The following is a 12,490-nucleotide window of genomic DNA, read 5'->3' as shown; positions in this document are numbered from 1 at the left end:
CTTAACCTCCCGTACCGGTGCCCGAGATCGTTCTCATATACTCGTCCGGCGTTTTCCCGATATACGCCTTGAAATCCTTAATGAAATGCGATTGATCGAAATAGCCCATTTCCGCGGACAGCGCCGGCCAATCGACGGCTTCCCCCTTCTCGATTTTCTCGGCCGCCTCGTGAAGCCGGAATCGCTGAATGACCCCTTTCGGGCTGACGCCGACATAACGATCGAATAGCCGTTGAAGCGTCCTTACGCTCACGCCATATCGTTCGGCCAGCTGTTCGACTTTGAGGATGTCCCGATCGGCAACGAGAGTCGCGACCATTCGGTTGACCAACTCTACGTTCCCTTCGTTATCCGGCAGGCGCGCAAGGAAAAACCGGTTGATCCGTTCAACCTGTTCCTCTACGTTGGACGTGCCAAGGATTTCGTTCTCAAGCCGATCCGCCTCCTCCCCGAACACGTCCGATAACACGATCGAACGGCGGGTTAACGACGAGAGCGGCTTCCGCCAGAAGGGGTAAAAGCCTCCCGGATTAAACTTAATGGCAAACACGCTGCCCAACCCTTCCAAAATTTGCGTAGAAGTTTTCTCCCATATCCCGTAAATACGCGTAAGCCCCGGCTCGAATACCAAGTTCACGTTGGGATGGGAAAGCACCGTTTGCCGGTACGGTTCCTGCCCTCTTAAATCCCATTCCACGACCCAATAATGCTGAATGAACGACCGCAACTCTTCCGCGGGCTCGTACCGGGACAGCTTGAATTTTCGTTTGCCCGCATCCGCGCGCAAAATCCCTTTGGTGGATTGATCCGCAATAGGGTCCATGAATCGGATTCTCCCCTTCGCTATCGGGTTTGTCGTATTTTTACAATACTTGCCTACCGAGATATTCTATCATAAAGAACCACAACGTTCCGAAAGGAGATCTGTTCATGGAATTGAAATACGTGCTATATATAGGGGCAAAACCGGAAACGATCTGGCAGACGCTCGTCTCTCCCGAAGGCACCAAAGCGATTTTCTTCGGTTCCGTCCTTCGTTCGACTTTCGAGGTAGGCAGCGGTTACGAATATGTCGGCCCCGGCGCCGACGGAGACGAAACGGTGCATGTCTACGGCGAAATTCTCGCCTTCGAGCCGAACAAAGTATTCAGCACGACCGAGCATCCCGGACCTTCTTATAATCCGAACCACGCGCAACTGCAAACCCGCGTCACGATTACGCTAGAGGAGGTTGGCGAAACGACGAGACTAACGCTCGTGAACGACCAATGGTCGGACAACCACCCCTCTTTCGAGAGAACTTCCGAAAGCTGGCCGTACATCCTCAGCAACATTAAGACGTATTCGGAAACGGGTAAACCGCTCAATTACGGCTGGTAACGAACGATCCGACAATCAAGGCCAAAATTAAGCTATCCTCGCAGGTCAACGATGACCTTCGGGGATGGCTTTTTTATCGTCATCTATTTTTCATAATGGGGATTGTGTTACGATCTTGAAGATTTGGATCCATGCGGACCTCATAAACATCTACGGGATGAGAGAGGCTATGGATACGACTGACAATCGTGACGGAGGCTATCTATGACACGCTGGCTAAGAAGGTCGCTTAATCGCAAATTATCGTTTTTTTTGCTCGTCTCGATACTCGTTCCTCTCTTGTCGTTAGGTTACTTCTCCTATACGACGGCTTCGAAATTAACCGAGGAAAAGGCGAAGCAATCGGGGATGGACAGTCTTCGGCAAATCGACACGAATCTTGAATTCATCGTCAAAGATATCGAAAATATGTCCTTGTTCATGATCGGAAGCAAGGATGTTCAGCAATATTTAAGCTACAAGGGGGAGAACGTGGTCAAGCAAACCCTGATGATCGAATTTTTGTCCAATCTTGTTTATTCCAAGCCCTACATATCCGATATTACCATTTATCCCAAATATCAGACCCATCCGGTGTCCAATTCAACGATTCTGAATTCGGGCTTGGTCAATATAACGGAGCAGGAGCCGGACTACTTCGATACCCATCCCAGATGGTGGTCTTCCCTGTACGAGAATCAGACGATCTCCGGCGTTAAACGCGTCATCTCCCTCGTGCGTCCTATTCGCAACATGTTCACGTTCGAACAGATCGGCATGCTCGTCATGAGCTTGGACGAAAAATCGGTCAAACGAATCCTGAAGCAATCCAGCACGGAGAGCGATGATTACACGATGCTCGTCGACTCGCAAGGACGGATCCTGTCCAGCGGAACGGCCGACCCTATGAACGGCTCCATACAAGATTTTCTCCCGGGACTTAACCCTTTCACGGAAACTTCCGGATCGTTCAACTACGGGGGATCGGCTTCGAAGAAAACGATCCTGTATTTGACGATGCCGGATGTGGACTGGACGCTAGTCAGGGTGATACCCTACGCGGAGTTCCGGGCGCAGAACCGATATGTCCTCGCGCTGACGGCCGCGTCCGTCGGAATTGCCGGCCTGCTGATCGCTTCGCTCGTCGTCTTCTTCGTCAAACAGGTTACTCGACCGCTGTTGATGCTGACGCACTTCTTGAAAGATACGAACCCGGAGGAGCCGATCGAACCGTATCCGGTGGAGACGATGGACGAGATCGGACAGCTCGTGCGCAGCTACAACAAGCTGGGGGGCCGAATCGAACGGCTGACCGAGCAAGTGAAGCATAACGAAGCGATGAAGAAGGAAGCCGACATGCTCGCCTTGCAGGCCCAGATCAATCCGCACTTCTTGTACAATACGTTATCGTCCATCCATTGGATGGCTTTGATGAATAACGACTCGAAGACTGCCCATATGGTCGGCAACCTCAGCGATTTCCTGCGTTTCAGCTTGAACAAAGGGGCCCAGTACTGCCCGGTCGCGCAGGAAATTTCCCATGCCCGCCACTATGCGAACATTCAATCGATCCGATACCCGGACAAATTCGAAATCCACTTTTTCGTCGATCCTGCCATGAACGACATCATGATGCTTAAGCTGCTGTTGCAACCGCTAATCGAGAATGCCTTGATCCATGGCATCCTGAAAAAAGACGGAAAAGGCATCATTCACGTCCATGCCGTCATGAACAAAGACTCGATGACTTTCGTCGTCGACGATACCGGCATCGGCATGGAGCCCGAAAAGCTTCGCGAGGTGCAATACCGGCTTAACCCGCCGGACGATCGCGATCGCGAGCCTATCGTGCAAGGCAGCTACGGCTTGCGCAACGTACATCAACGGCTGCTGCTCCATTACGGCAATGAGGCGGGACTTAAGATCGAGAGCATGGAAGGCATCGGAACGCGCGTCACGTTTACTCTACCCGCATTGGAGGAACCCCAAGCATGAAAGTACTGATCGTCGACGACGAAGTCATTATCCGCACCGGGCTTAGCACGGTGATCAATTGGCAAGAGCTCGGCTTCGAGCTGTTGGCTCCTGCCGTCTCCGCGGAAGAGGCGATCGCCCGCATCCCGGTCGAACGGCCGAATATCGTGTTGACGGACATTCGCATGACCGGCAAGACGGGTTTGGAGTTGGCCGCGGAAGCGAAGAAGCTGTTGCCCGACACGGAAATCATCATTCTGACCGGCTATGACGATTTCAGCTATACCCAGCAGGCTATCCGGGAAGGCGTCAGCGACTACCTGCTCAAGACAAGCCCGCCTCAAGATATTATTAAAGCCGCCATGCAAGCGAAACAGCGCCTATTAAACCGTTGGGCTACGCTTAAGCAAGGCCACATCCAGCAATCGGCGTTCCGCGACAACCTGCTCGAGCAATTGGTGCAGGAGGACAATCTGGACAAGCAATCGCTAACGCAAATTCCTCAACTGTTGCCTAAGCTGAATCCCGATAATCAATCATTCCAAGTGTTTATCATCGCTGCCGCCGGATGGGGCGAAGATACGATTTACGCCAACTCTCTTCATTTTGCGGTTCAAAATATGGTTAACGAGCTGCTGAATGGGGAAACTTTGCTGCGCAAAGACTATATCTTACTCGTTCTTAGCCAGGAAAGGACGGAGATCGAGCTTCAGAAGATCAAGCTGGAATTCGAGCGAATCAGCCGGAAGCTGAAGTGCAAGCTGTTCATTGCCGCAGGCTCCCGAGTAAATAAGCTCGGCGGCTTGCGGGCGTCGTATTCGGAGGCCTCCTACGTCTTTACTTTCAAATGGTTCGCCGATCGGGAAGGCTTAGTCACTTATGAGGATATTAAAGATAACGTAGGCGGAAGAACGATATCCACCCAAGAAGAGGAAGAGCAGCTCATTTCTATTCTGAAGACGGGCAATGTCGTCGAGCTTCGGATGTGGGTCAACGAAACGATAAGAACCCTGCTCTCCGATCCGGCGGCAACGCCAAGCTCGTTCCGCGCTTACGTGAATTCGATTCTGATCTCGGGGCATCGTTGGATTGAACGCGTCAGAGCGATGCAAGCGTTGGAAGGAGAAGAACCGTTGCCGGCGCGACTGCTGCAGCCGTCCGACGACATTACGGCGCGTCCGGAAGAAACGCTGTTCAAGCATCTTCAATCGTTAACGGACAAGTATCAGGAGCTGGCCGCGGGCGAGCGGGTGTCTTATATCAAACGAGCCATGGCGTACATAGGCGATCACCTGGATAATAATCTAACGCTGCAGCAAGTGGCCAAGCATGTCCATTTGAACCCTAACCACTTCAGCGAAGTGTTCAAGCGGGAGACAGGCCTTACGTATATCGAGTTCGTAACGCGGGAACGCATGCGTAGGGCGATGGAACTTCTGAGCCAATCTCCGATGAAAATCAGCGACGTGGCGCGGCGCGTCGGATACGAGGACGTTAAATATTTCAGCCAGCTATTCAAGAAGGTATCGGGGAAGACGCCTTCGGAATATCGAACGAACAACTGATATTTACCCACCCTACTCCTGATTTCTGTCCCCTGCCTATCCCAAAAACAACCCCTATACTGAAGGAGCAGTTAAAACAGGGAGGTCAGATAAATGAAAAAACCATTATCCGTTATTATGGCATCTACGGTAGCGATCTCGCTCCTCTTAGCCGGTTGCGGCAACAAGGACTCCGACAACAGCGGAGCCACCCAGTCGGCCGGAACGGAAAAGGTAAAGCTCTCGCTCTGGCATAACTATACCGGTGACGACCAACGCGCGCAGACGATGCGTTCGATCATCGAGCAATTCCAGAAAGACCACACGAACATCGAGCTCGATATTCAGGCGATTCCGCCTGACGGCTACAGAACGCGCCTGAAAACGGTCGCCGCAGCCAACGAAATGCCGGACTTGTTCGTCATGTGGCCGGGCATTATGACCAAGGAGTTCCAAGCCGGCGGCATGATCCAGCCGATCAACGAGCTTCTCGACAAACAAGCCGAATGGAAAAACGGCTTCCTGCCCGGTTCGTTCGACGGGTTTACGATCGACGGCAACATCTACAGCGCTCCGATCGCTCTGAGCCCTACGTCGATTCTGTACTACAACCAATCGATTCTTGACGCCAACGGCCTACAAGTTCCGAAAACATGGGACGACTTAATGAAAGCCGTCGAAGTTCTCAAAGGCAAAAAGATCACTCCGATCGCGCTTGGCAACAAAGCTTCTTGGCTCGCGCAATCCAGTATCCTCAGCTCGCTGGCCGATCGCGTAACGGGCACGGAATGGTTCCTCAAAGCAGCTGCCCAAGACGGCGCGAAGTTCACGGATCCGGAATTCGTTCAAGCGCTTCAGCACTTGCAAGATCTAGGCAACGCGGGCGCGTTCCAAGAAGGCTTCAACGCGATCGACAATACGCAAATGGAGCAAATGTTCGCGCAAGGCAAATCGGCGTTCATGATCGACGGCGGCTGGGCATTGACTAACTTCGCCGCGAATGCGAGCCCGGAAGCTATGGCCCAAATGGGCGCAACGGTTCTTCCTTCCATCCCGGGCGGCAAAGGCGACCCGAATACGTTGTCCGGCGTTGTCGGAACAGGCCTAGGCCTTGGCAAAGACGCTACCGGCGCCAAGAAAGAAGCCGCATTCGAGCTGATGCTTGCCATGGCCGGTCCTGACGCTCAGAAGCGCGTTCTGGAAAGCAACCAGCTGGTCAGCTACAAAGTCGATCTCGACAAGAGCAAAGTTACTCCGATCTTCTCGGCGGTATACGAGCTTCTGAATACCGTGAAAATGACTCCGGTATATGACGGCATCATGACTTCCGCCGGCGCGGAAGCCGTGAACAACGGACTTCAAGAGCTGCTCATGGGCGGCAAAGCCGAAGATATCGCGAAGAAAATTCAAGACGCGCAAGCCAAGTCGCTCGGCAAGTAACGTACGGCAGAGGCCCTTAATCGAACAACAACATGTCGCGGTTTCAGTTCTCCTCCTAGCAGGAGGGCTGAAACCGTCCTACCTTATATGGGTAACTTTTTGAACTTCCTCTTGGGAGAAAGGAGTTTTGTATGACATCATCCAGCCGTATGAGAGGTTTTATCGTATTAGGTCTGTTACCTGCGCTGCTTCTGTTTATCGTATTCGTTATGATCCCTATTTTCTGGTCGGCTTATTACGGCCTGTTCGATTGGAAAGGTATTGGCACGGCGAAATTCATAGGTCTCGGAAATTACCTGGAGGCGATCCAGGATCCTATATTCTGGCTTTCTTTTAAGAACAACATGCTCGTCGTCGCGGCCTCCGTCTTCGGACAAGTGCCCATCGCGCTAATTCTAGCTTTGCTCTTGCTCAAGAACAATTGGTTCACCAAGTTCGTCCGTTCCTCGGTGTTCATGCCTATGGTGCTTTCCTCGGTCGTCGTCGGGATCATCTGGGGCTACATCTATCACCCGGAGATCGGAATTCTGAACTTCCTGCTCGACAATCTGGGACTCGGTTCTTGGAAGCAGCTTTGGTTGGCCGACCCGGACATCTCCATGTATTCGATCATGGTTCCGATCATCTGGAACTACATCGGGCCTTACTTGATCATTTTTATTGCAGCGCTGCAAAATATCCCGGGCGAGATCGACGATGCCGCCAAGATCGACGGCGTCCAAGGCTCGCGCAAACTGTTCTCCATCACGCTGCCCATGATCTGGGATACGATCAAGGTCGTTATCGTGCTTTGCATTTCCGGAAGCTTGAAAGCCTTCGATCTCATCTATATCATGACCGGCGGCGGTCCGGCGCATTCGACCGAGGTACTCGCGTCCTACATGTATAACAACACGTTCTCCATCTACCGCTTCGGATACGGTAGCGCGGTATCGACGACGATTATTATTCTGAGCCTTATCTTAATTGCCGGCAGTCAATATTTGATGAAAAAAGACTATCGTTAGGAGGAGGATCCGACAATGAATAAGAAAACGACAATCGATTCAGGCAGGTCATCCTCCTCGGAGACGAGTTTGGGTCTGCGCAAATGGCGGGGCGGAATCACGAACGTCGCGATGCTCGTCTACGCCTTGGTTACTCTCTATCCTTTGTTCTGGCTTTTCATAAGCGCGTTCAAGACGAACGACGAGTTTTTCAGCCGTCCGTTCCAGTTCCCGGCTAATTGGCAGTGGGATAACTTCAAGAGAGCATGGGAAGTATCCGATATGGGGCTCGCCATGTTCAACTCCGTCGTCGTTACGATCGCTTCGCTCGCATTGACGCTAGTGGCCGGCGCTCTTGCTGCTTACGTCCTGTCTCGCTTTCAATTCAAGCTCAAGCTCGCCGTAATGGGCATCTTCCTGCTCGGCATGCTGATTCCGATTCACAGTACGCTTGTCCCGCTCTTCATTCTGATGAACAAGGTTCATCTTCTTAACAGCTATTGGGCGCTAATCTTGCCTTACGTGGCGTTCGAGCTGCCTATCGCGATTTTTATCGTTCAAGCGTACATGAACACTTTCCCGAAAGATATCGAAGAAGCGGCCATGATCGACGGCACCGGTTACTGGGGTATTTTCAGAAGAATCATGCTTCCGCTATCCCTTCCGGCGCTGTCTACCGTTGCGATTCTAGCCTTCCTTCGCTACTGGAACGAATTCTCGTTCGCCCTCGTGTTCATCAGCAAGCCGGCGCTGAAGACATTGCCGCTAAGCTTATCGATGTTCTCGACGGGATACATGACCGACTACAAATTAACGATGGCCGCTCTAGCCATCTCGGTCGTTCCGACCATCATCGTCTACTTGATCTTCCAGAAGCACATTATGCAGGGCATGATCGCGGGCGCTGTAAAAGGTTAATCTAGTGGAAAAGGTCCGTCAGGGAGCGTTGAATTCTCCTTGACGGACCTTTTTTTGCTTGGTATGAATCAGATTTCACGATTTCTAAGCAACCGGAAGGAGATACATCCCCGCAAAACTTAATCGATAGAAATAACTAAGGGTGTCCCATAAGCGACTTATGGGACACCCCCTGCTTTTATGACAATTATTTCATAGCTACAAGAATTACACTAGTAATCAAACCCGAAAGTAAAAAATAGCTCCCGCTAATAAGTCCGTATAGAAGAGGACGAGGTATGTTCGGGTTTATTGCCGTATTGACGGTCGTTGAAGCCAAGAAACCAATACCGGCAATGCCGCCAAAGATCATAGCATTGTCAATGGTTTCGATACCTAAAGCATAGATCAAAATGGCCGTTGCGACCGTAGTTACTAAGCCGCATACAAAGGGTCCCGCGATAAAAATGGGAGCCGGCTTTTCGCTTGGTGCACCTTCTCTTCCTAACGCAAGGGCATAAGCCTTACCAAAAATCACAGTAAACCAAACGCCTCCCAATAAAGCGGACGCCAACGCAGCAAGCAAGACGGCAATCCAATTAAGCTCCTCTATGACATTAAACATCATTTTGCTCCTCTTCGCTCATTAATTTAGGGGATTCCCGATACCAAAAAAGCGAATAGTCGTTCATGGTGGAGGCGTGGCCCAATTGACGCAACATCGCAGAAACATTGCCCCTGTGGTAGGTGCCATGATTGACCACTTGCAGCACGATTTCCGAGAATCGGATGCTGCGCGTTCCGGCGTACGGATTCTCGAGCGCAATGAATTGCTCCAAGTCGTCTTGGCTTCGGAACCATGCTCCGAATTGTTCCGCTAGCTCGCTAAAGGCAATCGCGAATTCATCGACAGAGTACCGAAGGGTTTCTTGTTGAAGGGGAAGGCACGCTTCCAGCGCCTTGGGCATACTGGTACCGTTCAGAATCTGAAGCCAACACTTGTCGAGCGCATAGACATGCGCGAACGCTTCGCCGATAGTAGGAAACGAGGTGTTTACTTCTTGTTGCAGCACCGTGGACGGGAGCTCCTTGATTCGTTCCAAGAGAGTTTGAGTAGCCCACGCATGGTAGTCGAACATTCGTACCGGATGATTCATTTGGATCGTCTCCTTTTGACTGGATATGGATTTTGTTTCGGCATCCGTTGTTAGTATAAAAAAAGTAGTATGACAACAGTCTGTCATACTACTCATATTGTTTGAGTGCATTTTGAAGCTGATCTATTACTATGCCTCGCAATGCAGGAGGCTCGAGGACCTCCGCACCGCTGCCGAAACTCAGCAAAATCGACCATAGCCACCGTGCTTCCAACGGTTTATTGACGGGAATTCGCATCGTCATGCTTCCATCGGCATGAAATTGCTTATCGACCTGGTGGAACTGATCCATCGCTTCCGCCAAAGCCTCGGGCCTCACCCGGATGACGACTTCCTCCACCCGATCTTGATTTGCGGAATCGACCTCTTTCGGCTCGCGGTGCGGCTGAAAGGTAATCTGAGTCAGGAACAAATTCATCATCCGGGATAGTCGGAACTCTCGATAATCCCGCCTTGTTCGGCAATAACCGTATATGTACCAATTGCTATATTTAAAATGAAGCTTCACCGGTTCCATTTCGCGGGTCGTACGTTCATTCTTTACATTGATGTAATCAAAACGGACGATTATTCGTTCTTTAATGGCCGTGCGTAAATGAGGAAGCGCGTCGGGATCGGTACGGCGGGTTTCGAAGTCCACCGTTAGACTAGAATTCTGATGTTCCGTTCCGATCGTTTGCAGTCGTTCGATGGTTCCTTTCGCGCGCTCGTCTTCAAACACGGAGGAAAGGCTGCTGAGCACGGTGATCAGGGAAGCGACATCATAGGAGCCGAGCAAGGTTCTATCCATTTTATATCCGTCCATCATGCCGAATCCGCCTTTGTTTCCCTGATACGATATGACCGGGAAGCCAGCGGCGCAGATCGCGTCGATATCCCTATAGATGGTTCTTGGGGAAACTTGAAACTCTTCGGCCAGCGCGGAGGCAGAAAGAACTTCGTGGTTCAACAGCTTGTAGATCATAGAGATCAATCGTTCCAATTTCATATGTATCCCCGCCCGTTATCCCATTCTTAATGCTGGTCATTATTATAACAAATTTATTTTCGCTCGAAAAAAGGCTGCCCTCGGGTCAATTACGACCTTACAGGCAGCCTACATCATCAATCGTCAGAACGGATTAAGGACGTGGAAAAAGACGTTCGGCGAAGCCATTCTGTAATAATAGCTGCACCAGCCGGCTCCCTTGTTGTTGAACTGGTTTGTCGCGCTATAGACTAGCCGTTCTTGCTCCAGTTCCACGATCCGTTCGACCCGGCCTTCGACATAATCGAGCAACCGGTACGCAGCCGTATCCAGCCGGTTCACGACTCCGCCGTAGCGAATGTCGATGACTTCCCAGCCGAACGGCTTGAACATGCGCAGCCACTGCGCGCGATGAGCCCCCCTCAGCTCGCGTACCGCTTCCGCGATCACGGGCAGCACTTCCGTCGCGATTTCCCGCAGCTTATCGTTGTCCTTCGCATCGTAAGCCCGCTTCAGCTCGATTCCGATCTCGCTTTTTCGCTTCAGCACGCCGCATAGCTTCTCCGGAACCTCGAACAGGTAATCCAATTCGGCGGACTTGTCGCGACGGTTGCGAATGTTCTCCTCCAACCGCGCGTAGTGCCCCGCCATGTCCAAGCCTTGGATCTGTCTGTCGAATAGGCCGAGGAGAACGTCTTGGTACAGCAGAAACTTCGAAGGATTGCTCTGTTTCCGGTTGTCGGGTTCCGCTCCCGGCGTCTCGTCCAGATCCTTCATCAGCAGGAACGTGTCCGCTTCGATTCCGGTACAGAACTTGGCTCTGCTAGCTACCCATGCCCGATCCGGCTTCTCCGCCGAATAAGCGTGCTCCGCATAGAGCTGCAACCCCAGCAATGCCGCGAACGGATTGCCTTCGTTCCCGTCATCGCCCCACATCGTCGCGTAGGCTTCGCGGATGCCTTCCTTCTTGCACACTTGAAGCGCCGTATCCGAAGCGTTCAAGCTCAAACCATAATTAACCCCGAACGTATTGAATATCCACACGGCTCCGGCGAACACGAGATTGCACCCGAGCGGCCGATGATTGGCGATCACGCTCTCGTAATGCTCGGGCTCCAAGTGGACGTAATCCCAGTACACCATATCGACGTCCTTAGGAATACGTCGGGCCATCTCCTCCGGGATCGTTGTATTTTTGTCGTAATAGTTGCTTTCGGTTCCGGCGTTCCCGACGGCCAGCTTCAAGAACATATCGCTCCACATCATCGACTTCAGGCCGAGGCGGCGCGTGCAGTCGAGCACCTTATCCAGATGCTCCGTCATGATATCGAACCGGCTGCGGTAGCCGTTGCGATCCAAATATTTGCCCCGGCCCAGCTCCTCCGCCTCGTCCATTCCGATATGGATTTTGCGGCTGCGGAACGGAGCGCTGGCGGCTTCGATCATTTGCTCGATCAACCGATCCGTCCGCTCTTCGCCTACGAGCAGCGCGCCTTTCGTATCCCGATACTCCCACACGGGCAACCATTTCAAAAACTCCTCCAGATGCGCCAGCGTCTGAATGCTCGGGAAAGCTTCGATTCCGAATTGGTCGGCGTAGTCGTCGATCTCCTTAAGCTCCGCATGCGTATATCTGCCTCTCATATAGCCGAAATAAGGCTCGCTGTCGATGGTGTACGTATCCTCCATGTACAGCATCACGGTGTTTAATCCCATCAAGGCCATTTTATTAAGCATGAGTTTGAAGCTATCGACCGTTAATACCGCGTTGCGCGACAGATCGAACATCGGGCCGATCGTATCGAACTGCTGCCGCTCCCGAAGCTCGAAATCCGAGTCCCCCTCGGATAACGTTTGCAAGAGTAGCCCCAATCCGCGAAAAAACTGATGCTTTTGTCCATAATAGATGTAAGCCTTGCCTTGTTTCAAGCCGACTTCAAGGTCGTTCTCGTTACCCGACCGCCCGACTTGAACGATTAATCCTTCCGCCTCTTCGGACAAGCCAAGCTCTTGCGACAATGCCCTTATCCCGGGCCGTAATGCATCTAAATCTCCTTCAAAATGCAATTTCATCGCGCTTCCTCCTGCAACCTGAGAATGAGTTCCAACTTTTGACGATTAAACATTATAACGTTATATTGTATTATGTGATTTATATGCTATCCT

General features: G+C 51.7%; 11 protein-coding genes. 6 read left to right on the top strand and 5 right to left on the bottom strand.

All coding sequences use genetic code 11. From position 1 onward, the window contains the following. Position 1: 1 nt before the first annotated feature. Complete coding sequence (locus FPL14_RS15920) at positions 2–823, bottom strand: helix-turn-helix transcriptional regulator (protein WP_182298530.1); 822 nt, start codon at positions 821–823, stop codon at positions 2–4. Positions 824–930: 107 nt separating this feature from the next. Between FPL14_RS15920 and FPL14_RS15915 the strand changes: the two genes are divergently transcribed. The 6 genes from FPL14_RS15915 to FPL14_RS15890 all read left to right on the top strand — a co-directional run bounded on the left by FPL14_RS15915 (position 931) and on the right by FPL14_RS15890 (position 8,221). Further along, positions 931–1,380, top strand: a complete 450-nt coding sequence (locus tag FPL14_RS15915) for an SRPBCC domain-containing protein (RefSeq protein WP_182298528.1) — start codon at positions 931–933, stop codon at positions 1,378–1,380. 204 nt (positions 1,381–1,584) lie between these two features. Continuing rightward, positions 1,585–3,354: a sensor histidine kinase gene (locus tag FPL14_RS15910; RefSeq protein WP_182298521.1), complete on the top strand. Its 1,770-nt coding sequence runs from the start codon at positions 1,585–1,587 to the stop codon at positions 3,352–3,354. After that, the gene (locus FPL14_RS15905; protein ID WP_182298519.1) at positions 3,351–4,898 is read left to right on the top strand and encodes a response regulator transcription factor; all 1,548 of its coding nucleotides are present in this window, start codon (positions 3,351–3,353) and stop codon (positions 4,896–4,898) included. Before FPL14_RS15910 ends, FPL14_RS15905 begins: the two co-directional genes overlap by 4 nt. Before the next feature lie 93 nt (positions 4,899–4,991). Continuing rightward, positions 4,992–6,317, top strand: coding sequence for an extracellular solute-binding protein (locus tag FPL14_RS15900; protein ID WP_182298517.1), 1,326 nt, complete (start codon positions 4,992–4,994; stop codon positions 6,315–6,317). 131 nt (positions 6,318–6,448) lie between these two features. Further along, on the top strand, positions 6,449–7,324 hold the full coding sequence (locus FPL14_RS15895) for a carbohydrate ABC transporter permease (RefSeq protein ID WP_182298507.1): 876 nt from the start codon (positions 6,449–6,451) through the stop codon (positions 7,322–7,324). Between the two features lie 15 nt (positions 7,325–7,339). Further along, a complete protein-coding gene (locus FPL14_RS15890) occupies positions 7,340–8,221 on the top strand; it encodes a carbohydrate ABC transporter permease (RefSeq protein WP_182298505.1) in 882 nt (293 codons plus the stop codon). A 187-nt stretch (positions 8,222–8,408) separates the two neighbouring features. Here FPL14_RS15890 and FPL14_RS15885 read toward each other — a convergent pair whose 3' ends face one another. The 4 genes from FPL14_RS15885 to FPL14_RS15870 all read right to left on the bottom strand — a co-directional run bounded on the left by FPL14_RS15885 (position 8,409) and on the right by FPL14_RS15870 (position 12,397). Further along, positions 8,409–8,828 (bottom strand): DUF1761 domain-containing protein, encoded by a 420-nt coding sequence (locus FPL14_RS15885; protein WP_229263533.1) that lies wholly within the window; start codon positions 8,826–8,828, stop codon positions 8,409–8,411. Then, positions 8,818–9,357 (bottom strand): DinB family protein, encoded by a 540-nt coding sequence (locus tag FPL14_RS15880; RefSeq protein ID WP_182298503.1) that lies wholly within the window; start codon positions 9,355–9,357, stop codon positions 8,818–8,820. Before FPL14_RS15880 ends, FPL14_RS15885 begins: the two co-directional genes overlap by 11 nt. 88 nt (positions 9,358–9,445) lie before the next feature. Then, positions 9,446–10,345: a helix-turn-helix transcriptional regulator gene (locus FPL14_RS15875; protein WP_182298501.1), complete on the bottom strand. Its 900-nt coding sequence runs from the start codon at positions 10,343–10,345 to the stop codon at positions 9,446–9,448. A gap of 123 nt (positions 10,346–10,468) precedes the next feature. Further along, a complete protein-coding gene (locus FPL14_RS15870) occupies positions 10,469–12,397 on the bottom strand; it encodes a beta-N-acetylhexosaminidase (protein ID WP_182298499.1) in 1,929 nt (642 codons plus the stop codon). Between the last annotated feature and the right edge of the window lie 93 nt (positions 12,398–12,490).

Source organism: Cohnella cholangitidis, assembly GCF_014107495.1.
Taxonomy (GTDB): Bacteria; Bacillota; Bacilli; order Paenibacillales; family Paenibacillaceae; genus Cohnella; species Cohnella cholangitidis.
The sequence above is the reverse complement of the archived record's forward strand: the minus strand, read 5'-3'. Positions and strand labels throughout refer to the sequence as shown.